This window comes from Psychrobacter sp. JCM 18903 (assembly GCF_000586475.1).
GTDB lineage: Bacteria > Pseudomonadota > Gammaproteobacteria > Pseudomonadales > Moraxellaceae > Psychrobacter.
This window is the reverse complement of sequence record NZ_BAWJ01000022.1, coordinates 13,060-37,617: the sequence shown is the minus strand read 5'-3', so window position 1 is coordinate 37,617 and position 24,558 is coordinate 13,060. Positions and strand designations below refer to the sequence as shown.

Sequence of the window (24,558 nt, the reverse complement as noted above, 5' to 3'; positions counted from 1 at the left end):
TCGTAACATTAGTATTAGTCGTTTCTAGCTGACTAAAATTCACCGCATCTTTTGCGTTAACCCCATCATCAACGTTAATAACTCTCTTATTACCCGCATTGACCCCGCTTTTGGTGATGCTTGGACCATTTAAAATGGTCAGACCATTGCTGGTTAACGTGGCATTGGTAGGGTTAAATATGTTTCCACCCGTTACCGTGACACCTGCACCACTAACGGTAGTGACGCCAGTGAGCACGCCGCCAGTGACAATACCTAGACCATTGACCGTTGTGCCGTTTAATAAGTTGCCAGTGCTAACGCTGCCTGTTGTACCTAGGTTTAAGTTGTCATTGAGCTCGACTTCGATTTTGCCATTTTTTACTCGGGTGTCGATGTTGCTGTTAGAGCCAACTACCTCAACGGCTTGTCCCAATGGTTTCTGTACTGTATTACCATCAGCGGCTTTTAGCGCAAAGCCTTTGTTAATAGTCGTGGTATTATTTCCGACCGCTTCATTGGTCGCATATAATTGACTACCATTCACGGCATCTGTACTAGCCGCAGTGACAGCTCCACCAGCGACGTTTTTGATCTGACGCTCAGATCCTACTACGCCCACGGATACTTGCGCACCCTCTCGTAGCATGCCCTTATCATCAATGACATTACCGGCGATATCATATACCACGCCACCAACTGTCATTGTCTTTTCAGAGCTTGCACTTGTTGCTGTTGTAGAGCCTGCACCTAAAGAGACTGAACCATCTTTGCTAGCTGACGCACCAACACCGAACGCTGAAGAAGCCGTTCCCGAGGTATTGGAATGAACACCAACGGCTGTAGACAGATCACCTTTAGACAGCGATTTTGCACCAATGGCTATCGACGCAGCACCTCCAGCTTCGGTATTAACATTGTACTGATTGGTTTCTACCAAATCTTTACCTACGTAGGATTTGAAAACATCGTTAACTGTGCCACTATTTAATGGTGACAACGGACTACCATCGATATTAGTTTTCGATGCAAAATTTAGGTCATCACCGCCTATTGCGATAGACGATGCCCCTCTAGACACGACGTTAGCACCGATAGCAATCGATTGCTCACCACTTGCCATCGTCTGTTGCCCAAATTCTGAGCTGCCAATCGCAATGGTTTGGCTGCCTGTGGCTTTTGCATTTCCGCCCAGCGCCATGGCGTTATAACCTGTCGCTCCGTCGTTATTAGCATTACCGATAGCAGCTGAGTCCACGCTATAATACTTGGTTTTATTATTAGCGACAGTATTCGACAGCCCCGTTAGCTGAGCCACATTGACAGCATCACTGTCACTGCTACCTGCTGCGACGTTTACAATCTGACGGTTGCCACCCGCTGCTCCTGTTCCTACAGAGACCGCGCCAAGTGTAACGCTATCCGTTGCTTGGATGACTGAACTATCTGCTCCTACTGGCACAAAACCACTGGCACCACCAGCACGATTTGCAGTAGAGTTTGAACCTAATGCGATGCCATTTACTGCGTTAGATCGAGAGCCGACACCAAAAGCAAGACTGTTATCAGCAGTCGCTTTTGCATTACTACCAAAGGCAATCGTATCACTGCCAACTGCTTGAGTTTGTCCATTCGCTCTATAACCTACATTTGCTTGATCAGCCACTGTACCTGCATTTTCAAAATCAGTTGAACCAATCGCAATACCACGTTGCCTGAGGCAAGTGCTGAATGACCAACAGCTAGAGAGCCTTGACCCGTTGCTGAGGAGACATTACCGATAGCCTGAGCAAAGTCAGCAGTCGCTGCCGATTGACGTCCAAGCGCTAACGAGGTATTTCCATTAGAATACGCTGCCGCCCCAATTGCCACAGATGACCGACCAATGGCTTTTGCTTGAGTGCCTAGAGCAGTAGCGACGTCACCGGCTTCTGTCCCAGTGCCAATGGCGGTACTACCAGAGTTGTTTTGTGAACCACCCGTCCAAGTAAATGACGGATTGCCTCTATCGACCAGATTGAAGTTTTGCCCAGCGTCCGCTTCACAGCCAATGGCAACCGAATAGCTGCCTTCAGCATTCGCTTCAGTACTGTTTGTATTACAAGAAGAAATTGCCGTACCAGATCCCGTACCACCGCCGACATTCACTTGTGCAAAAGCTTGCGGTGACATTGTAAATCCAGCCGCCAGCATCCCTATGGCGATCGTGGATAGTCGGAAAAATTGGGTAGAAGAAAGATTAGAAGTCGTATTGATGGTCGCGTTTGCGCTCACGCTAGATTTGGAAGATTTGCCGCGCCCCTTTGCATATTCACCAACTGCGGTAAAACAGCTCAAGGCTTCATTCCATATTACTTTATAGATGCGGTTCATAGTGTGCACTCCCTTACAGACTGGTCAGATTTAAAAATCAGAGATAATATCCATCTTGCAGAGAGTCGATATCACAAAATAAAACACGTTATCGGCGGATAACGATTAAATGTTTTTTGTTCATTATTTATCTTGTTAACCAACAACTAACACTTTTTATCTTGAAAATCCCTAATCGCTCTCTCTATATATTAGTATTACCGAATATATAGAGAGAGACAATGCCGCTCATCGGGCATTTATTACCGTTCATCCAATTATATAACAAAAAATGAATATATAGATGTTTTTTGCTCCTTGCTTATATTGAATGCTCCCACTTTTTTGAAATAATCCGCTTTGAAACTTAATAAAACACACGCTTATACACACACTTTAGAGATGTTTTAAGCGCGTGTTCGCCACTTTATGCTGCTCTTAGTCCCCTTCAGAGTTAACAGGCAATGTTATTTGCATCACCAGCCCTTGGATATCATCTTGGCGATTATAGACATGAATCTGACCCTTGTGTGCCATTACCACGCATGAACGATTGCCAGCCCCAAACCATAACCCCCCGTTTCACGATGGCGAGCCGAGTCAAGCCGTACAAAGGCTGAAAAATACGCGCCAAGTCATTATCCGCGATGCCACCACCCTCGTCTGTGATGCTGATTTGAAGTGCAGGCTTATTGCCTCCATCTCCACTTTTTTAATGTCAGCAATGACTGTTGAATCAGAGGCCGTATGCATAAAAGCATTACGAATGACATTCTCAAGCGCACTGTGCAGCTGTTCTTGATTGCCAGATATGGTCCAACACTCTGTCAGAGAATCCGTTCGTGATATTTTTAGTGAGGAGCTAGGCGGCTGCCATTGCCAGCGTACGTTTTTATGTTGAAACTCGAAACAAACATCTTGGGCAATGTCGCTAATAATCTCAGAGAGATTGACGGCCTCACTTTCTAGATTATCGATGGTGTATTGCTGCATTTGTAGCGATTGAATATGGATAATTTGCTCAATCAACTCATTCATTCGTGCCGACTCTTTATCGATACGGTCGAGATAACGACTGGCATTGGGCGCAAAATCCCGCGTCAGCTCAGTGGCGACATCCAAACGCGCCAATGGCGAGCGCAGCTCATGCGAGATGTCACTGAGCATCTGCTTACGTGCCAGCTCACTCTCAGCCAACCGTTTTGATAGTTTAGCCACATCTTTCGCGAGTAAACCAAGCTCATCATCTCCCATTTTTGATAGGTCTGGATGGGTCTGATAATCGCCATCAATCATACGGTGTACGGTATTTTGTACACGGCGGATACGCTGAGTCATTGTACGGCTCAGCCAAATACAAACCAAGACGCTAAAAACGAGAATAAATAGCAAACGTATGGGAAAATTGCCACGTTGCAGCGCCATAACATCAGCAAAACGCAAATGCGGACGTAATTGTATAATGACAGACTGCTCATCTGGTAAGACGACCGTCACATCAGCCAGCTCAGGGCGACTGTCGAAATCAGCTAGCGTAGCGCTATTTGGCATCATCGGTTGCAGAATATGGTTTAAGAATAACGACTTATCATTCGACATTTTATTATCATCGTGACTACTAATCCTGTTATTGTCCACATTGGGCTGAGCTGCCATTGATTGCATTGATGGTTGCCCTACTTCACGCCGACTACCCTGCATACCTTTTTGCCTACGCTCATCTCTATTGCGATAACGCGGAAATATAATCGCCCCTTCTTCATCGTAAACACTTATCTGATTCATGAGTTGACGGTCCTGACGATACATCTGCTTAACTGTACTTAAATCACCCGCTCTTAATGCCTCAACCATTTCTTGACGCTTAATCAATAAACTATCAATTTGTACGTTCATGCGAGCCGTTAGTGCTTTTTCGACCAGCCAGCGCTCCACCATGATCGATAAAATAGAGGTGATGATAATTGTTAATAATAGACTTAGAAACAAACGCCAAAATAGTGTGATTCGCACTTTAAACTTTGGTGTTTGCTTAAGCATTTTATGGTTAATAGCTTTCTTGGAAGCGTTCATCGATGAGTCCATCATTACAATACCAGCTGATAACCTTTACCACGAACCGCTTTGATCGGCTCATCATGAAAAGGTTGGAGTTTTTTGCGGAGTCGTGAGACATGCACATCAAGCTACGGTCGAAGGGTTGTAATTCACGTTGTAAAACATGCTCTGACAGCCACGCTTTGCTCACCACCTCACCTTTTTGTTTCAGTAGCGCAACCAGTAAATCAAATTCTGTCCCCGTCACTTGTAGTTCTATGCCATCTATCTGACAAAGCCGCTGGTTTTGATCCAGATGCAAACGGCTCTCTGGTAGCGGCGTATGCTCTGATGTCGCTGCGCTAGTACGTTTGATGACGGCATTAATACGTGCCAGCAGTTCTCTAGGATTGCAGGGTTTGGTAATATAATCATCAGCACCAAGTTCAAGCCCAATGATACGATCAATCTCCTCCCCTTTTGCGGTCAGCATAATGACAGGGATATCACTGATATTGGGCAATTGACGCAAGACACTCAATCCATCGATTTTTGGCATCATAATATCTAGCACTAAAAGGTCGTAAGCAGCAGTACCATTAAGCACATTATTGCTCGCAGTTTTGAGTTTCTGTATGACAGCCTCACCATCGTGAACGCAGTCGCATGTCACCCCATGATTGTGCAAGTATTCTTGTAATAACTGGGTCAACTCTTCGTCATCATCGCCTAGTAGTATGTTTGGCACATCTTTCTCCTTAAGCGTTAAATCGCTTTATGAGCCATATTATCAGTCAATTGCTTATCGATTCGCTATAAACGTTACCTTTCTTAATACTTCATAAATGTTCGTAACCTCTAACTGTCGTAATATAGCGTCTATCAGCGACAAATACTGATAACAAGCTGTGATGGATAGTGGCTATCCGGGACACTTAGCATTCATAAGCTGATCAGATAAAAACTGACTTTTTCGCAACCAATAACGTATGCACCATAAATTAAGGTAACGATGATGAAAAAATTATTAATGGGCTCAGTATTAGCAATGTCTAGCATTTTCACCGTAACAGCTTGTACCAGTGTTAATGCAACCACTGATACCACACCAACGACCAGTAAAATGCAGCATAAAGATGGCATGAAAAAAGGTGGTATGAAAAAAGGCGGCATGAGAGGTCCAATGTCGCAACTAGATCTAACAGCAACGCAACAAGCGCAAATCAAAGCCATCATGCAAGCACAACACGGCGATCGTAAAGCTGACCGTACAAAAAACAAATTGGAACGGGCGCAAATGCAGCAACAGATGCAAGCATTGACTAATAGTAGCACTCTAAATACAGCCGCAGTTAATCGCTTAGCTGATCAGCAAGCGGCTAAAACCAAGCAGCGCTTCATTGAGCGAGTACAGACTCAACATGCTATCTCTCAAGTATTGACTGCTGAGCAACGAGCAAAACTTGCTACATTAAAAGCTGAAAAAATAGCGAAAGGTCATAAAGGCTCAGAGCACGGTAAAATGCATGGCAAACCACATCAAGGCATGTAATTCGTCATTAATAGGCTATTTTGCATTCATACTGAATGTCCTATAAGACTGATTATGAACACATAAAAAAGCGCATCGTATAAACGGTGCGCTTTTTGGTTCCAGATATTTAGATTCAAATAAACCTGTCATTTTAAAGATCTTTCTGGCGCCGTACTGAATTATTCAATCGCTCCAAACTTCTCTTTAGCCATTGGCATGACACTAAACATCATTTTTCCCATCGCAGTACCATTGCCATCACGATAATACTGCATCAACTCGCTGCCATACTCGCGCACATCAATACTATTACTGGCATTAGGCACTTGTACATCACTTGGTAAATTGGGAAATGCCATGTTTTTGGCGCTTACAGCGGAATACTGCTGCAAAACATCTATGACCATATTATTAGAAGTAGTTTCGCTCGGAAGCTCACTACGCAGGTGCTGCCATTTAAGCTGACCACCCTTATCAAACCCATACAACTCTTGCGTCTCTGCATTAGCTAGCATTGCACTTTGTGTTTTCTCGGCTGTTGTTTCCGCTATTGTCTCAGAGCCACTATCTATGTCATTCTTTATCATTGCTAGCATTTGCTGCGCCAACGCTTTACTGGTAAATTTCTTAGCATTTGTGTCGCTTGCCTCGTAGGGCTCACTTTCTTTAACCAGTTCTGGATATCGCTGACTTAGCCGCTCGTAGATGATACGCATATAATCTTGATAAAACTGCTCATAACTCTCAGCACTTTGTACACGGCGAATGACTTGGTTACTTGCCAGCATGGCTGGTAGCTGATGCGCGGGTAGCTTGGGAGAGAGCGAGGCTAGCGTATTAGGGGCGACATAATCAAACTGGCTAATCGGTGCGGCATCAAATGTGGCATCTAACGCGGCAAAGTGGCTTTTTATCAACTCACTACCAAAGCCTTTGGGTAAGCTGCCATCATCAATGGCTAGCTTTAACCACTTGTTGCGCCACTTTGTGCCGAGCTTATCGTCTAATAGTTCTGAATTAAACATCGCAAAATTATCTGCCCACAGATAAATATTACCGTTTTTGAGATCCAGATAAATCGGCTGATTCATGCTGCTTTGATGATTACGTGTTTGATACTGCACGCTCGCCAACATCGTCGCCTTGCCAGCCATTGGCTGATAGACGCCTTGTGCATTGATAGACAGCGGCTTTAGCACATAAGCATCTAGCAACTTTGCTTTTTTGATATCTTGCGCTGTTGCTCGGTCGTCGTAATTGTCAAATAACTGTTGGTAAAGCGCTGGCACAGTGATTTCACTATCATATTTACTCTCTACCCATGCCTCATAGGCATCCGTACACTCAAGATAGCGGTCTTTGAGCACCGTTCGCTGAGCATCATAATCTGCCGCTAAAATATCTTTATTTTGCGCTTCTTCTTGGGTAATTAAGGCGGCATACGCTTGATCGTGCGTGTCTTCGCAGTATTCATCGATATAGCCTGAGGCGACTGGCGCTTTAGCATCTATTTCAATATTTGTATCGCTAAACTGCTGCTCGTTACTAATTTCAAGATTGCTATGATAGCTAAAGGACTGTCGGCGCTGTTTCTGTAACGCCGTCGCCAACGCTGTCTTTGCTGCCACTGGCGTTTGCTTAGCAGTCATAGCATTGGATTGGTCAAGACTGGTAGATTGGCAGCCCGTTAACAATAGTGCTCCTGTGACCAACGCGCCAGCGAATAGGCGATTGCCTTAAGAACTGACGCAAGGCTCGCTGACGGAAGATGACTTGCAATGATTTGATGTGCTTTTTTCATTTTTTATCCTTAATAAATATTGGCTTGAACATGACAAGATAGCGTTATTGATCATCTACCCTGTTGTCAGCATCGTCTTCGATATCAGTGTCATCTTGACTATCAGCACTGTCATATTCTGCTGCATCATAGCCACTATCACCATCTGCATAATCGCTACTATAGTCATCATCATTGTAATCATCACTGCTCCCACTATAGTCATAGCGGGCATCACGTGCCGTTTGCAATCTGTCCTTTTGTTGGCGTTGCTCTGCCATCCATGCATTGCCATCAATAGCAGCTTTAGCATTTGCGCCAAAAGACTCGGTCAATAAAGGCGTTAGTGCATGTTTATTAAAGCTTCTTTTATCATAGCGTATTTGATTCAGCACGCTGGTTGTCGAACCCATCAAGTCGCCACCGATATTCACCCGCTGCTGCTTAGCAAGCAGGCGATCTGATCGGTCTAAATAATAGTAATTTATCTGATTAAAAGATATCGGACCGATGGCCTCAATAAGCTGCAATAGCGCACCCACATCTGCACTTTGGTAGCCTTTATTGTATAGCTGCACTTTCGCAAGCGCAGTTTTTAGCATAGCGCCATCAGGATATTTCTGTGGATTGGCATCGACATAATCCTGCAGCGATTTTGTCATGTATTTTAGGGTTTTGCCGATCATCTCACCGCTTTGCTTGCTGCCAAAATAGACTTTTACCGCTCGGCTCGCCCCGACTTCTTTGGCAAAGGCATCACTGCGAATATCTACCGCGCTAAAATGCTCAGGCGCTAGCTCTGCCATGCTGCTCTGTATGGCAGCAATGGCGGCATCGTAAAGCACTGCTGGCGGCAGCTGCGCGGTAATACTCTCCGGCAACCCAAAACTAACGGTATGTGAGGTCATTTGGTTAGGTAAAGGGGTGTTTTCAGGATTAACAAGCGCCACGATAGGCATGATTGCCGATGGGTCTACCGTGACTTTACTATGGTTAAAATCGACGCTAACGGTATCTGGATGGATGAGGCAATCGTCGGCGTCACATAGTCATAGCTATAGACGCTTTGCAGTTGTCGCTGTTTGGGTTTGTACTGACTGACACTATTAAACGTTAAATTTTGATATTGATAAGCATTTGACGCAGCTATTTGTTCCGGCGTGCGATGGAACATACTCAGCATTTGACCAATGACGCCCGTAGACGTTGCTGATTGGCTACCTTGTTCTACATCCTCTGGTTGTTGTTTTGCCATTTGTACGGCTTCATACTGCTCTATCATGCTTTTTGGGTTTAATTTTGATAACTTTGAAAAAGCACTGTCTGATTCATAATCATCGGTGTCATAGTTCCCTTCGCCGTAACTCTCTGATTGATAGTCACTGCGACTATAACCGTTTTCGTCATAGTTAACATCCTCTACAACACAGACTTCATAAGCGTCATCGTCCTCATTGTCATTGCATTTATTCGACTCTGCACTTACCGCTGCTAACTCTGCCATAGCCTCAGTTTGCCTGTCCTCATAATCACTTTCATCATAATCACTTTCATCATAATCACTTTCATCATAATCACTTTCATCATAGTCACCGTCAGGCTTATAAGCATAGGCTTCTATAATTGTTCTAAGCAAGCTACTAGAACCGGCATCGATACTATCTGGATCAATAAAAGGAACGGCTTGATAATTGGCTTGCGCGACTGATACGTGTTCTGTTGCCAAATGCTGACGAATAGCTGCCAGTAAATGTGATTTGGCTTGATTGTCCGTATTGGGATATTTTTCTTGGTAAAATAATTGCTGATAACGCTCAGATTTGGCTGTGAGGCTGGCATTAAATGCGCGTCCTTGTGCTTGGCTCTGCGCGCTATCAGCGGTACTAAAATCAATCATACTTTTTGACAGCGCAGGCGATGATACCGCTGGGCTTGATTGACAGCCCAAAAGAGCCAGAGACGTAGTGCCAACCAGCAAGGCGATAGACGTCAATTTACCTACCTGATATACATGGTCGTTATTATTGATAGACGAATGATGACTCGTCATCTCAGAGTAGCGCTGTCGATTATGATTATTAATATGATTTGATGACATAGTAATCTCTTTGTATAAATAGCCAGTCTATAATTAGTGTACATTAGTACCGTTATTTATATCACAATGCGTTACAATTTAGTAATATTAGAACCTATTTATTAAGAAAATACTTTGGTTTTTTTATACAAAACAAGTTTCTCACTACTGCTTTCTCGCCCAAGTAAAAAGGACTTTACAATGCCAACCTCTATATCAAAAAACAACATACGCACTGCTGACAATAATTCTCAAAGTAGAGCAAATATTAAAGCGGCTATTTTGTTAATCAGTAGCACATTTTTAGTATCACTATCTGCTCACGCGCTTGAGCCGACAACCAATCAATCAACTACTATCAACCAAACATCGATTAACACTAGCGCCATCAATCTCGCGATTATGGCTGATAATCCTACTGTAATATCTGAAACTCAGCGTGTGACAAGAGCCAAAATCAATGCCCTCACTTCCACGATTAACAATGCCAAGACCGATCAAGCCATCTATTCTGAAGATGCGATTCACCACCCTGTTTGGGCAAAGAACGGCATGGTCGCCACCCAAGAAGCCCTCGCCTCTGATATTGGACTCAAGATTTTAAAAGACGGTGGTAATGCGGTTGATGCTGGCGTCGCCGTTGGCTTTGCGCTAGCCGTTACCTTACCGCGCGCAGGTAACATCGGTGGTGGTGGATTTATGATGATTTATGATGCCAAGCAAGGCAAAACGGTGGCACTCGATTACCGTGAAAAAGCCCCGAGTGCTGCCACTCGTGATATGTATCTCGATGAGGATGGCAATGCGGTCAGCGACTTGTCTCGTTATCACGGTCTAGCAGTTGGCGTACCGGGAACAGTAGCAGGATTACTTAAAGCATTAGAAGAACATGGCACGATGAGCCGCGGACAGGTGATGGCACCAGCATTGCACTGGCTGAAAATGGTATTGAAGTTACCGCAGGCTTGTCCGAGTCGTTAGAAGCGTTAAGCGATCGCATGCAAAAATGGCCAAGTACCAAAAAGATATTCTTTAAACCTGATGGTAGCGCTATCAACCCGGTGAGCGTTTAAAACAACCGGAGCTTGCAAAGTCTCTTAAACTGATTGCCGCAAAAGGGGCGGATGGATTCTATAAAGGAGAAACCGCAAGTAAGTTGGTCAAAGCGGTCAATGAGGCTGGTGGTAGCATGAGCTTACAAGATTTAGCCAACTATGAAGCCATCGCTCGCGTGCCCGTCAAAGGCGATTATCGTGGTTATGAGATTGTCTCCATGCCACCGCCGTCTTCTGGTGGCATTCATATCGTGCAGATTTTAAATATCTTAGAAGGTTATCCGCTAAAAGACTACGGTCAAAACAGCGCGCAAACCATTCATTTAATGGCGGAAGCCATGCAGCTAGCTTATGCGGATCGCGCAGAGTATTTGGGCGATTCTGACTTTATCGATGTGCCTGCCAGCGGTTTAGCTTCTCAGGCTTATGCGGATAAACTACGCACCTTAATCAATCCAGACAAAGCCACACCAGCGTCTACCATCAAAGCCAACAACCCTCTACCCTATGAGAGTGATCAGACCACGCATTTCTCTATCGTTGATAAAGATGGCAATGCAATAGCCAATACTTATACGCTGAACTTTTCTTATGGCACAGGTCTTGTCGCTGAAGGTACGGGGATATTGCTCAATAATGAGATGGATGATTTTTCTGCCAAACCGGGTGTGCCTAATGGTTATGGATTATTGGGCGGTGAAGCAAATGCCGTTGAAGCCAATAAACGCCCATTATCTTCTATGAGTCCGACACTGATATTTAAAGACAGTAAACCATATATCGTCACGGGTAGCCCTGGTGGTAGCCGCATCATCACCACCGTTACCCAAATAATATCGAACGTCATCGATCATGATATGAATATTGCTGAGGCTACTCACGCACCGCGTATCCATGACCAATGCTGCCTGATGAGATTCGGGTCGAAAAAGCACTGAATATTGATACGGTTAAAAAGCTTGAATCAATGGGTCATACGGTCAGTCCAAAATCAGCCATGGGCTCAACCCAGTCGATTATGATTACGCCAAATGGTGTCTACGGCTCGTCTGATCCACGTATCGTTGATGCAGCTGTGGTTGGATACTGATTTAACTTTTTATGATAAATGCATTTGGCGAAATTGGCTGGGCGACAAGCCTGTAAATTGTTTGAACTGGCGGCTAAAGGCGCTATGATCACTATAGCCGCAGTTCAATGATATTTGAGTGACTGACATCTCAGGCATGGCTAATAGCTTAACCGCATATTCTAATCTCAGCTTTTGTACAAACTGTAAGGGCGACATATTGAGCACCGCTTTAAAGGTGCGCTCCAACTGCGATAAGCTCAAATGTGCCAGCTCCGCCAATTCTGCGATATTAATTTTCTGATCAAGATTGCCACGTACAAACTGTGCGACTTCCGCCAAGCGCGCATGCTTACGTAAAATGCGTTCGTTATCTTCATCAATATCGACGGATATCCCAACCATTGCGACCACTTGTTGATTGCTATTATAGATAGGCAGTTTATTGGTAATGCACCAACCTAACTGACCAGATGCATAACTGTGCAGCTCTAAATTATCAACGATTGATTTCCCATCTCGCAACACTTTCATATCCTGCAAGATATAATCCTTACTCTGCTGATGAGAAAACACCTGCTCAGTGGTAAATCCCACGATATCACTATGCTGACTTAACTTACAACGCTTTAACAATGTTTTGTTTGCCAGCTGATAGCGTGCCTGCTCATCTTTCACAAAAAACACCACATTCTTTAAAGTATCAAGTAGAGGTAGTAATAATGAGACATTACCAATAAATGCCTCACTACTTTCTGAATAATAAGTAGCCATGCTCTGCCGCAACGAGGCAGTAAGGCCGACAAGCCCCGCCTCTTCTATTACATCCATCATCCTATGTCATCCCTGTCATCTAAATCCCAGTCATGAACAAGCAATACTGCTTGCTTATCTCTCGCTAAAGATAGTAAACCTCTATCAAAACACTACTTAATCAGAAGCTATCTCACGATGTCTTTTGACCATTAAACACCATCATTATAGCCTCTAGTGTACACCGAGCCACTGTGCAGGAATGCGCATTTTTTCATCAGAAAACAGCAAGACGCTGTATCTAAAAAAGTTCATTCTATATACAGACCGCGTTAACAGGATGGTTTTGACAAGGTCTAACAGACAACAATGGAATGTTACTTTTTCACGGATGAATTAGGATGTCGGTCATGGATTCTTCTCTATTTAACTTCAAAATTATCGACTCGCATACGGGCGGTGAGCCTACTCGCATGGTCTATGACGGATTTCCTGACCTCGTCGGCGATACTATTCAAGACAAGCTGCAATCCTTCAAACAAAATTTTGATCATCTACGTCAAAGCATCATTTTAGAGCCTCGTGGCAATGATGTCCTTGTTGGCGCGCTACTTCTTCCCGCAAGCCATCCTAAAGCCACAGCGGGCGTTATATTTTTTAATAACGCTGGATATCTGGGCATGTGCGGTCATGGCACGATTGGCGTCATCGTCTCTTTAGCTTATCAACAAAAAATATCAGCAGGCGTACATTGGCTTGAGACTCCCGTAGGTCTGGTTAAAGCAACCCTACATGATGATGGCAGCTGCAGTGTACAAAATGTCCCTTCTTATCGTTATAAAAAACAAGTCGAAGTTCACGTTCCTGAGTTAGGGCTTATCTGCGGTGATATCGCTTGGGGTGGCAACTGGTTCTTTTTGGTCAGTGAACATGGACAAGACATTCAAGCAAATAATGTCGAAAAATTGACTCAAGTAACCATGCAAATCAAACAAGCACTGGTCGCTGCTAATATCACTGGCGAAAACAGTAGCGAGATTGACCATATTGAGTTATTTGCCGATAGCGATGATACACAAGTAGATAGTAAAAACTTTGTTTTGTGCCCAGGTTCAGCCTACGATCGCTCCCCTTGTGGTACCGGCACAAGTGCCAAACTTGCTTGCCTAGCGGCTGACAATAAACTCGCTCCTGAAAAATTATGGCAGCAACAAGCGTCGTCGGCAGCGTATTTACTGGCAGTTATCAGTATGTATCTGAGCTTAATACTGATCTGAGTACCGATCTTAGTACTAGGCTCAATAATCCAGCTGGTGCAGCTTATCCGGCACAAACCATCATCCCAACGATTTGTGGTCATGCTTATGTTTGTGCTGAAACCACGCTCATGGTGCAAGAAGACGATCCCTTTAAATGGGGAATCCCATCTTAATAAAATCGCAGCATTATTTATGAAATGACAGGTTTATTGATAAACGCGTGAACACTCTTAAAACTCCTTAATCGACAGAACGTAATCGAGAAAACCATGACGACCTCAGACTTCGACTTACATATTATTGGCGGCGGTATTATCGGTCTAGCGGCGGCAGTGACGTTGCAAGCACGAGGCGTCAAGGTCGCACTGCTAGACGCAACGAAGTTGGTCAAGGAGCATCATTTGGTAACGCAGGTCATATCGCTACTGAGCAAGTATTCCCCATTGCAGATGCCAGCATGCTGCGTCATGTACCAGCCATGTTAATCGATCCGACTGGACCACTGCGTATAGACTGGCGCTATCTACCTCGCTTGATGCCTTGGGCAATGAAGCTATTGATGAATATGCGCCCTGAGCCATTTGCGCGTATTCATCAAGCATTATTAAACTTAAATAAAAACAGTCTGCAAGCATGGCAAGGCTTTGCCAATCAGTGGCAATTGGACGAATGGGTACAGGTAAAAGGTTCATTATTGACGGTCGAGAATACAAGTAGCGTCGATCCTCTCATAGCACATGGTAGTCGACTTAACGATATTGGCGTGGATAATGAGCTATTGACCAAAGAAGCGTTATTAGAACGTGAACCTGCTTTACGAGATAACCAATTAGCGGCGTTATTTTTTCCAAATACAGGACATATAACCAATTTAAAAGCTGTTATTAATCAGCTTCACCATACTTTTAGAAAGTTAGGCGGTCATGTCATTGAACATTGCCATGTTCTTGCAGCGACCAATGATACAGACGGTATTCACCTAACAACCAGCCAAGGTGATATGACAGCGTCCAAAGTGATGCTAGCCGCAGGCGCACACTCTAAAGCATTGGCCAAGCAACTGACAGGCGTGAATGTGCCGCTAGATACCGAACGCGGTTATCACTTAATGCTACCGCATGAAAGTACGCGCTTGCAGATACCGGTATCAAGCATGGATCGCCGTTTTATCATGACACCGATGCAAGAGGGGCTACGCTTGGCAGGCACAGTAGAATACGCAGGACTTGATGCCCATGCCAATATGCAGCGCGCGCATATGCTATTACAACAAGCGCAGCCTATGCTCAAAGCCGAGTTAGACGCTACTGATAGTACGCCATGGATGGGGTTTCGACCATCGACCGCAGACTCCTTGCCAGTCATCGACAAAATCGAACGCCTCTTTTTAAGCTTTGGGCATCAACATTTAGGCCTAACGCAAGCTGTCGTTAGTGCGCAAATGATTGCCAACTACTATTTTGATGAAGATCACCCTATCGATCCAAAACCGTATCAACTCTCACGCTTTAAATAAGCAGATTATTAAACGTTTATAAACCCAGAAAAACTAACCGATTCAGCATTGAATCATCACCCGTCAAATCACCAACAATATCAACATCACTAAGGATAGTCTTATGAACATTAATGGAATTTTAGTCCCAATCGTTACTCCTTTTGACAGTAATGGCAACGTTGATGCACAAAAATTAAAGACACTGGTCGAAGCTTTTATTGACAAAGGTGTAGCCGGTATCGTTGCTTGCGGTACTACGGGTGAATACTATACCTTTTCGGCAGTAGAGCGTGAGCTCGTATTAACCACTATCGCTGAAGCAGCAAAAGATAAGGTGACTCTTATCGCTGGTATCAATAGCTTATCGACTGACCATTCTATTGAGCTTTCTGCTCAAGCAAAAGCCTTAGGTTATGACGGTCTGATGCTGTCTGCCACGCCTTATAGCTTGCCTGAACAAGACGGCATTATTGCTCACTTTGAAAAAGTCGCAGATGCAAGTGAGCTGCCTATTATCATGTATAACTTCCCTGCTCGTGTTGGCGTTGCCATTGAATTTGACACCGTCGCTCATCTAGCCAAACACCCTAACATCGTTGGTGTAAAAGAAAGTAGCGGCGACTTTAGTCATGCGTTACGCATGCTACAAGCTGATTTTGACAACTTTGAGGTGGTTTGTGGCTGTGATGATCAACCGGTCGATTTCTTCTTTTGGGGTGCAAAGAGCTGGATTGCAGGCGCAGCCAACGTTTTCCCAGAAGAACAAGTTGCACTATTTAATGCCACTCAGCAAGGCGACTGGGATAAAGCCAAACAAATTATGAGCGAGATTTATCCTGCCATCCATTCTATGGAATCTGGCAACTACAACCAAAAGGCTAAAGCGGGCTGCTTAAAAGGCAGTATGGATGTTGGCTCAGTGCGTGTGCCATTAACTGATATGCCAAAAGATGAGAAAGCAGCGTTTTTAGCCTTATTGGCTAAATAGTACTCAGCTTAGTAAAACAACGTTAAGGATAACCAACGCTATATTTGATGCCGCAATCAAACTTTGAATCTATGGCATCGAAATTAGCAAATAAGGATTAGAAAAATGAGCACTAAAGAGCAAGCTACTAAAGAAAAAATCTCTAAAAAACAAGTATTTGAGAAAGCAAAACAGCAACAGCTCTGGGCTGGTCACTTAATAGCGGCTGATCATTTATCAGACGCTACTTTGGACAATTACACGCCTATTGATAATAGCGTTATCGGTCAGATTGCCTCTGGTACTAGCGGTGATGTCGATATTGCCGTGCAAATAGCCCGCGATAGTTTTGAAAATGGTGAATGGCGTCGCCTGGCTCCAGCAGAGCGTAAGTCTGTTATGCAGCGCTGGTGTGCCTGATGCATGAGCATTCTGAAGAACTTGCCGCCCTAGATTGTGTAGATGCAGGTAAACCAATTACTGAATGTTTAAACACTGACATGCCAGCGACTATTGAGACGTTCGAGTGGTATGCCGAAGCGGCTGATAAGATATTTGGTAAAGTCGCGCCAACTGGTAGCGCAGCTTTAGGCTTATTGTCCAAGAGCCTATTGGTGTCGTTGGTGCCGTATTGCCTTGGAATTTCCCAGCCCAAATGTACGCGTGGAAAGTCGCCCCTGCTCTGATTATGGGCAACTCCGTCATTGTTAAACCAGCTGAGCTGACCTCATTATCTGCCTACCGCCTAACCAAGCTTGCCTATGAGGCTGGCGTGCCAAGAGAAGCGCTGCAAATGGTCTGCGGTCTTGGTGAAAATGTCGGCGCGGCGCTTGGTCAACATATGGATGTTGACATGGTGTCTTTCACTGGCTCAACTGAGGTCGGACGTCTGTTTTTACAATACTCAGCACAAAGTAATCTAAAAGAAATCGTCTTAGAATGCGGCGGTAAAAGCCCGCAAATAGTCTTTGACGACGCTGTACTCGATGACGCTGCCATTAACGATATCTTATCAGCCGCATTTTGGAATATGAGTGAAAACTGTAGCTGTGGTTCACGTCTGCTGGTACATAGTAGCCAAAAACAAGTGCTACTTGAGCAGCTAAAAAATGGTCTAAAAGATTGGAATGTTGGCTCACCTTACGACCCTGACACTGCCATTGGTCCTATGATTGAAAAAGCACACTTCGATAAGGTTTGTCATTACTTACAGACTGCAAAAGAGGAAGGTGCAACGATTGTCGCAGGTGGCAATATCCACACAGACTTAGGTAGTGGCTGGTATGTCGAGCCGACTATATTTGACAATGTCAGTGCCGATATGACTTTATTCAAAGAAGAAGTATTTGGTCCTTTGCTTGCGGTGACGAGCTTTGAGACGGAAGAAGAAGCCATCAAATTAGCCAATGAGACCAACTATGGACTCGCTGCTTCTTTTTATACCCAGAACATCAAGCGTGCTTATCGTGTGGCATCGTCTATTAAAGCAGGCACCGTCTCAATCAATGGGTTTTCAGAAGGTGATATCACAACGCCATTTGGCGGTTATAAGCAATCAGGATTTGGCGGTCGCGATAATGGTTTAGAGGCTTTAGAACAATACACACAGACTAAAACCATCTGGGTGGTCAATTAGCATACTTACTCAATAGGCACAGGTTATATAACCGTATTCACTAATAAAAACAGCAGCTTAGTTGATTTAAGCCTTTAGTCACATACTTACAGGGAAGTAAGGTCATGGAAGCGATTATTAATACTATCGTCGGCTATATATGGAGCGATGCTTTAGTTTATTTGGCACTTGGTGTCGGCATTTATTTTACCGTTGTGACTCGCGGTGTACAGTTCCGCTATCTTAAAGAGATGGTTAGGCTCTTATTTGATAAGCAAACCTCAACCCAAGGTATCAGCTCATTCCAAGCCTTTTGTATGGCGTTGTCTGGTCGTATTGGGGTTGGTAATATCGCAGGTGTGGCCACCGCTATTGCAGCTGGTGGTCCAGGAGCGGTATTTTGGATGATCGTTATGGGCTTGCTTGGCGGTGCCAGTGCCTTTATCGAGTCAACCCTTGCGCAGGTATATAAGCATGACGTTGATGGTCAATATCGCGGCGGCTCCCCTTTCTACATTGAGCGCGGCCTAAAGATGAAACCGTTCGCTATTGTAGTAGCAGCGGTGACCTGTCTTTCTTACGGCGTTTTGGTGCCAGGCGTACAAGCCAATACCATCGCCGACTCTTTTAATACCGCCTTTAATATTCCGCCCATCATCACAGGGAGCATTATCATTGCTCTATTGGCCTTTATTATCTTTGGCGGTGTCAAACGTATTGCCAGCTTTGCGGGCACAGTTGTGCCCTTTATGGCAATCGGCTATATTTTGCTTATGGTCATTGTTTTAGGCTTTAATGCTTCAAACTTACCTGCCATGTTCACGCTCATTTTCAAAAGTGCCTTTGGCATGGATGCAGTATTTGGTGGTATTGTTGGTCTAGCGATTTCTTGGGGTGTACGCCGCGCAGTCTTTTCAAACGTCGCTGGTGCAGGCGAAGCCACTTTCAGCTCGGCTGCCGCAGAAGTGTCTCATCCTGCCAAACAAGGCTTGGTACAGAGCTTTTCTATCTATGTTGATACGGTTCTCGTCTGTACTGCAACTGCGCTCATGATCTTGTCTACTGGCATGTATAACGTAATTCCAGCAGAAGGATTGGTGCTAGTTGAAAACATGCCAGGCATTGAAGCTGGAACCGCATTTACCCAAGCCGCTGTATCGACAGTATTTAGCCAATATGGTAGCGGTTTTGTCGCTATTGCTATCTTCTTATTTGCTTTTACTTGCTTGATTGCTTATTACTATATCGCTGAAACCACGCTTGTCTATTTAGATAGTAAGTTACGCTATCCGGTGCTAAAGCCGATATTAAAAGTGGTATTTTTAATCATTTGTTTCACTGGCAGTATGCAATCAGTCGGTGTCATGTGGGCATTAGGTGATATTGGCTTTGGTAGTATGTGTTACCTCAACTTTATCGCTATCGTATTACTCAGTAAAACAGCTCTCAAAGTATTAAAAGACTACGATGAGCAAATGAAGCTGGGACTTGACCCTATCTTTGACCCTAGAAAAGCAGGCGTTGAAAATGCAGACTTTTGGATAGAGTATAGTGATAAATATGATAAGCGCTAAACAGCAATGATATGATCTCCCTAAACACAACCTTCTTTCCCAGACGATTAAAGTCTCTAAACCACTATGATTTAGAGGGCTTTAATCGTATTAATAAACATTAAAATATTATTTAAGAGTCATTATTCAATCAATACAACTTGATCTTGTTGAAGAAGTCATTGTCTAATAACAATTTCGGTCTGGCATTAACCTCTTTTAGACCCACCTTATGTTGCATCATAAGCTCTATGAGATTCATTTGATCGATGAGTATCAAACTGTGCGAATCCGTTGCATTGGCATATTCCTGCGCAGGCTTGGTAAAGCTTGTCGTGGTAATAAACAAGCATGATGATTAGTTTTTTGTGGTGGATAAGCCCTATGAAGTTTCTCAAATCGCCATTAGATATATTATTACCGGCACTATATAGTTTGGCTTGAATATAATAGTTATGCACCTCACCATCTGGGAAATCCTGAATAATCAGCCCATCAATGCCATTGTCATTCGAGCGTCCAGTATGACGCGAGGTCAAATTACTCTCAGGACTTTCAATCTCTAAAGATCGTTCAATCATTTTTAGACAAAACCACTCAAATTACAGAGGTGACAAGCTTTCAAGCTGTGCCATAATCATATCAGGCGTTACCTTGACAAAATCATTCCCCACAGTAGCATCTGCATAATTATTCATAAACATAGACGTTCGGCGCTGAGTTCCTTCTATCAAATGATTAATAAGTGCATCGCCGTTTTTACCATAAGCCACAATATTGACTTTTTGCAGATCAGCAAAGGCTTTATTATCAAAACGGGTCAAGTTAGCAATATAATCACTATTTGGAATGCCTTCGTTAATGTATTGAGTAAAATTGTTTCCTGCTAACCAAAAATAGACTTTGCCAAACGGGTCTAAACGTATGATGTTTTTAGGCGTTACTTTTTCATCAAAAGTAATAAAATTAGCAAAATTCTGATTTAAATTGGGTACTAAGCTGAACTTGTCTTCTTTGACCAGCCCCATCGCGGACAAGCACAATAAAATTAGATCAACGATGTCATCATAACAAGGTGAGCCGTTATGACACTCATGGCGTATATCATAATTACTCATGTAATTGATTTCTTTATGATCATTGACAATTTGTGCTAACTTTTCAAACTCTCTATAAAATACCGTGCGACCAACGGTATTCCGCGTACTCAAATTTTTTATGGTTTGTATACCCGCATTTAACATGTCACCAAATGCGGGCAGCTTCGTAATGTTACTCATAATATTATCGTCTTTATTTGATTACATGAACATTATTGTGTGAAATAAGGCGTCAAATGGGCTTTGTTTCGCAATAACTTAAGGACAAATGTTTATGCTACCAACTATTAAGACAAAACACAGCAAAATCTCACCTTTATAAATAAGAAAAACAAATCCTCTCACTCAGATTAAACCCTTTGAATCAGTGGCTGTCTACGGCAAATAATGCTATTATTGACGACCCCATTTAAAACGTATCAACATGGCTATCGAGGTCTTATTTACCTTTGAACATCCATATAAATAACGGATACACATCCTTTATTTTATCGATAGCTTATTGCTTTTGATCGTACTAGTAAGAGTCTTCTATGGCATTTGTACACCTTGGCATCCACAGCGAATATTCAATCACCGATTCTATCGTGCGTATCAAACCGCTGGTAAAAGCTGCTGCGGCTGACAATCAGCGCGCGTTGGCATTGACCGATTTGTCCAATTTGTATGCCACGGTGAAGTTTTATCGTGCCTGCCTAGGTGCGGGTATCAAGCCCATTATCGGCAGTGAAGTCATCATGGAAAATGAAGACACACGGCTCACCCTACTCGCGATGGACAACGAGGGCTATCAAAACATCACTCGTATCGTATCACTTGGCTTTACCGAAGGGCGCGCCGACGATGCCAATCATGGTGTGCCAGTCGTCAAGCGCAGTCATATTCTAGCGCATGCGGCAGGCGTGATTGTTTTATTTACTGAAAAATCAGATGTCGGTCAGGCACTGGTTGGCTCGATGCCAGAAAAAGCCGATGAGCTGCTAATAGAATGGCAAGCGCAATTTGCTGATCGCTTATATTTTGCGATTAAGCGTACCAATCGCTCAGGTGAAGACGCCTTTATTAAAGCGGCTATTCACTCTGGTGCTAAGCATCATATTCCTATCATTGCTCATAATGATGTGCGGTTTTTAGAGCAGGATGATTTCGATGCTCACGAAGCGCGGGTTTGTATCGCAGGCTCCTACGTACTTGCCGACCAAAATCGCCCGCAGACTTATTCCGATGCGCAATATCTTAAAACCCAAGCGCAAATGCAGCAGCTATTTGCTGATATTCCGCAGGTTATCGACAATACTTTGCACTTAGCAAGCCGCTGTAATGTGACGTTGACGCTTGGTATCAATGTCCTGCCTGACTTTCCTGTGCCTGAAGGTGAGACGATTGAATCGTTTTTCCGTGCAGAATCAATCCGTGGCTTAATAATCGACTAGATAAACTATTCCCGATCGAGAAACGTAGCGATAATTGGAGCGACTTTCGCCAAAGATATGATGACCGCTTAGAGTATGAGCTAAAGGTTATTCTTTCAATGGGCTTTCCTGGTTACTTCCTCATCGTCATGGACTTTATCCGCTGGGCAAAAGCCAATGGCGTACCAGTCGGTCCTGGTCGTGGTTCTGGTGCAGGCTCGCTCGTTGCTTATTCGCTCAATATTACCGACCTCGACCCTATTCATTACGACTTATTGTTTGAGCGCTTTTTAAACCTGAGCGTGTGTCCATGCCCGATTTCGATATTGACTTCTGTATTGAAGGTCGCGACCGCGTTATTGATTATGTCGCGCAAACCTATGGTCGTGAAGCGGTCTCGCAAATCATTACCTTTGGTACGATGGCAGCAAAAGCGGTAGTTCGAGATGTGGCACGTGCACAAAGTAAATCCTACTTCCTTGCCAGTAAAATGTCGAAACTGATACCTAAAACACCGGGTATCACCCTCAGTCAAGCGCTTGAGCAAGAGCCGCAGCTCAAAGACTTAATCTCCAATCCTGATAACATGGATTATGAAGATGCCACTGAAGTGTGGGAGATGGCGATTAAGCTTGAAGCATTTGCCGGAACGTGGGTAAACATGCTGGTGGCGTATTGATTGCGCCGCACAGAATCACAGATTTTAGCGCGATTTATTGTGATGATGAAGGTCACCGTGTCAGCCAATTTGATAAGGATGACGTTGAAGCCGTTGGGCTAGTAAAATTTGACTTTTTGGGTCTACGTAACTTGACGGTGATTGATGCTGCTGTCAGAAATATCAACCTGCGCCGTGCAAAAGAAGGCAAAGATGCGTTGGTGTTAGAAGACCTACCATTAGATGATAAAAAAGCCTACAAGCTCTTGCAAGATGCCAAGACCACTGCCGTTTTTCAGCTAGAAAGTATGGGCATGAAAAAGTATCTGGCGAAATTACAACCGACCAACATCGAAGATGTGATCGCCATGTGTGCGCTTTATCGTCCCGGTCCGCTCGATGCGGGCATGGTAGAGATGTATATCGACCGTAAGCACGGTCGCGAGGAAGTGATTTATGATCATCCCAATCTTGAGCCGATTTTAGAAAATACCAATGGCGTTATTGTTTATCAAGAACAGGTCATGCAAATCTCGCAGGTGATGGCAGGCTATAGCTTGGGCGGTGCAGATATGCTACGCCGAGCCATGGGTAAAAAGAAACCTGAAGAAATGGCTAAGCAGCGCGATATCTTTATTACTGGTGCAACAGAGCAAGGTATTGATGAAGCAACGTCAGGCGGCGTGTTTGACTTGATGGAGAAGTTTGCCGGTTACGGTTTTAACCGCTCACATTCCGCCGCTTATGGCGTGCTCGCTTATCAGACCGCTTATCTCAAACAATACTACCCTGCTGAATTTATGGCGGCGGTATTAACTTCCGATATGAACAACACCGATAACGTGGTGTTCTTTATCAATGATTGCCGTGAAAACTTTGATTTAACCGTGGTTAATCCATCCGTTAACCGTAGTGAATGGCATTTTGTTGCCGATACACCGACCAATATTATTTATGGCTTAGGTGCGATTAAAGGCGTTGGTGAAGGTGCGGTTGAGTCTATCGTTGATGCACGCCGCCGTGAAGGTCCGTTTAAAGATCTCTATGATTTTTGTCGCCGCGTTGATATTAAAAAGGTCAATAAACGCACTTTAGAGGGACTGATAAACGCGGGATGTTTTGATGACTTTGCAGCTACCCTGCGACCAGATTTACCAGCCGATGAAGCGTACGAGATTCGCGGCGCATTAATGAGCCAGCTGCCAAGTGCCGTACAAGCTGCTGAACAAGACCGTCAGAACCGTGAAATCGGCATGATGGATTTGTTTGGTGAAATGGATGGTGTCGTCGCCGCGCCGCCACTGGTTATGACGCCAGAGCTGATTTGGGGTGATAAACATCGTTTAAAAGCAGAAAAGAACACGTTAGGATTGTATTTGACGGGTCATCCAATCAATGAATACTTGGATGAATTGAAGCGCTATACCTCTGGTGCGCGTCTCGACAAGTTGACCGATACTGGCTACAACGGCAGCTGCTATTTCTCGGGCTTATCATAGATATTGCAACTTTGGTAATCGCAACGTGATTACTTTAGATGATGGTACATCGAGACTCGAGGTCAGCTGCTACGCTGAGCGTTTTAATCGTGTCAAAGAACAGTTGAAAATCGATGAAGTCGTCATCATCAAAGGCAGCATCCGTGAGCGTGATGGACGTTTGTTTGCCCGTCTTGATAGTGCCATGAGCATGGTCGATGCGCGCCTAAGATGGATGAAAAAAATCAGTATTAAAATTCATGGCAGCGACATCAATCTGCTGACGCGACTGCAACCGTTACTCAAGTCTGCACAAGCCAGCATTATTCCGGCACCAAAACTCTCTCATGACAACGAGCAAGACGAGCAAAGTGGCAGCTTT

Annotated in this window: 14 protein-coding genes and 7 pseudogenes; 10 read left to right on the top strand and 11 right to left on the bottom strand. The window is 44.1% G+C overall.

The genetic code is table 11. The annotated features are described in order from the left end of the window. The 4 genes and pseudogenes from TT12_RS13015 to TT12_RS19160 form a co-directional block, all read right to left on the bottom strand. Nucleotides 1–1,561: pseudogene (locus TT12_RS13015) on the bottom strand (hypothetical protein); the annotation flags it as partial. A gap of 62 nt (nt 1,562–1,623) precedes the next feature. After that, nucleotides 1,624–2,352, bottom strand: a complete 729-nt coding sequence (locus tag TT12_RS13010; RefSeq protein ID WP_045455523.1) for an ESPR-type extended signal peptide-containing protein — start codon at nt 2,350–2,352, stop codon at nt 1,624–1,626. Between the two features lie 579 nt (nt 2,353–2,931). Then, nucleotides 2,932–4,404 carry a histidine kinase dimerization/phospho-acceptor domain-containing protein gene (locus TT12_RS13005; protein WP_243443703.1) on the bottom strand — a complete coding sequence of 491 codons (1,473 nt, stop codon included), beginning with the start codon at nt 4,402–4,404 and terminating at the stop codon, nt 2,932–2,934. Then, the gene (locus tag TT12_RS19160) at nt 4,379–5,116 is read right to left on the bottom strand and encodes a response regulator transcription factor (protein WP_502685190.1); all 738 of its coding nucleotides are present in this window, start codon (nt 5,114–5,116) and stop codon (nt 4,379–4,381) included. The genes TT12_RS13005 and TT12_RS19160 overlap by 26 nt, the downstream gene beginning before the upstream one ends. A 267-nt stretch (nt 5,117–5,383) precedes the next feature. Here TT12_RS19160 and TT12_RS12995 point away from each other — a divergent pair, with 267 nt between their 5' ends. Continuing rightward, nucleotides 5,384–5,920, top strand: coding sequence for a Spy/CpxP family protein refolding chaperone (locus TT12_RS12995; protein ID WP_045455519.1), 537 nt, complete (start codon nt 5,384–5,386; stop codon nt 5,918–5,920). Nucleotides 5,921–6,081: 161 nt separating this feature from the next. Here the strand turns inward: TT12_RS12995 and TT12_RS12990 are convergent, their stop codons facing one another. The 3 genes from TT12_RS12990 to TT12_RS12980 form a co-directional block, all read right to left on the bottom strand. After that, a complete protein-coding gene (locus TT12_RS12990; protein ID WP_045455516.1) occupies nt 6,082–7,596 on the bottom strand; it encodes a hypothetical protein in 1,515 nt (504 codons plus the stop codon). 151 nt (nt 7,597–7,747) lie between these two features. Continuing rightward, a complete protein-coding gene (locus TT12_RS17815) occupies nt 7,748–8,641 on the bottom strand; it encodes a hypothetical protein (protein WP_045455513.1) in 894 nt (297 codons plus the stop codon). A gap of 14 nt (nt 8,642–8,655) precedes the next feature. After that, nucleotides 8,656–9,780, bottom strand: a complete 1,125-nt coding sequence (locus TT12_RS12980; protein WP_045455510.1) for a hypothetical protein — start codon at nt 9,778–9,780, stop codon at nt 8,656–8,658. A gap of 180 nt (nt 9,781–9,960) precedes the next feature. On the opposite strand from TT12_RS12980, the gene TT12_RS18685 reads away from it, so the two are divergent. Next, nucleotides 9,961–10,740: a gamma-glutamyltransferase gene (locus TT12_RS18685; RefSeq protein ID WP_279378912.1), complete on the top strand. Its 780-nt coding sequence runs from the start codon at nt 9,961–9,963 to the stop codon at nt 10,738–10,740. Nucleotides 10,741–10,861: 121 nt separating this feature from the next. Beyond that, nucleotides 10,862–11,904 (top strand): annotated as a pseudogene (gene ggt, locus TT12_RS18680) (gamma-glutamyltransferase). A gap of 9 nt (nt 11,905–11,913) precedes the next feature. On the opposite strand, the gene TT12_RS12970 reads toward ggt, so the two are convergent. Next, complete coding sequence (locus TT12_RS12970; protein WP_045455507.1) at nt 11,914–12,717, bottom strand: helix-turn-helix domain-containing protein; 804 nt, start codon at nt 12,715–12,717, stop codon at nt 11,914–11,916. Nucleotides 12,718–13,046: 329 nt separating this feature from the next. Between TT12_RS12970 and TT12_RS12965 the strand changes: the two are divergent. The 6 genes and pseudogenes from TT12_RS12965 (at nt 13,047) to TT12_RS12945 (ending at nt 19,549) form a co-directional block, all read left to right on the top strand. Next, nucleotides 13,047–14,068, top strand: a pseudogene (locus tag TT12_RS12965) (proline racemase family protein). 96 nt (nt 14,069–14,164) lie between these two features. Then, nucleotides 14,165–15,411, top strand: a pseudogene (locus TT12_RS12960) (NAD(P)/FAD-dependent oxidoreductase). A 103-nt stretch (nt 15,412–15,514) separates the two neighbouring features. Next, entirely contained in the window at nt 15,515–16,381 is an 867-nt protein-coding gene (dapA, locus tag TT12_RS12955) for a 4-hydroxy-tetrahydrodipicolinate synthase (RefSeq protein ID WP_045455504.1), read from the top strand. A gap of 105 nt (nt 16,382–16,486) precedes the next feature. Further along, nucleotides 16,487–17,046: pseudogene (locus tag TT12_RS18765) on the top strand (aldehyde dehydrogenase family protein). Then, on the top strand, nt 16,992–17,996 hold the full coding sequence (locus TT12_RS12950) for an aldehyde dehydrogenase family protein (protein WP_279378908.1): 1,005 nt from the start codon (nt 16,992–16,994) through the stop codon (nt 17,994–17,996). Before TT12_RS18765 ends, TT12_RS12950 begins: the two are co-directional and overlap by 55 nt. A 104-nt stretch (nt 17,997–18,100) precedes the next feature. After that, nucleotides 18,101–19,549 (top strand): alanine/glycine:cation symporter family protein, encoded by a 1,449-nt coding sequence (locus TT12_RS12945; RefSeq protein WP_045455501.1) that lies wholly within the window; start codon nt 18,101–18,103, stop codon nt 19,547–19,549. 130 nt (nt 19,550–19,679) lie between these two features. Here the strand turns inward: TT12_RS12945 and TT12_RS18660 are convergent, their stop codons facing one another. The 3 genes and pseudogenes from TT12_RS18660 to TT12_RS17800 form a co-directional block, all read right to left on the bottom strand. Beyond that, nucleotides 19,680–19,877 carry a restriction endonuclease gene (locus TT12_RS18660; protein ID WP_279378907.1) on the bottom strand — a complete coding sequence of 66 codons (198 nt, stop codon included), beginning with the start codon at nt 19,875–19,877 and terminating at the stop codon, nt 19,680–19,682. 70 nt (nt 19,878–19,947) lie between these two features. Beyond that, nucleotides 19,948–20,109, bottom strand: a pseudogene (locus TT12_RS18655) (restriction endonuclease); the annotation flags it as partial. A 21-nt stretch (nt 20,110–20,130) separates the two neighbouring features. Continuing rightward, nucleotides 20,131–20,808 carry a hypothetical protein gene (locus tag TT12_RS17800; protein WP_227679044.1) on the bottom strand — a complete coding sequence of 226 codons (678 nt, stop codon included), beginning with the start codon at nt 20,806–20,808 and terminating at the stop codon, nt 20,131–20,133. A 353-nt stretch (nt 20,809–21,161) separates the two neighbouring features. Here TT12_RS17800 and dnaE point away from each other — a divergent pair. After that, nucleotides 21,162–24,432: pseudogene (gene dnaE / locus TT12_RS12935) on the top strand (DNA polymerase III subunit alpha); the annotation flags it as partial. Nucleotides 24,433–24,558: the final 126 nt, after the last annotated feature.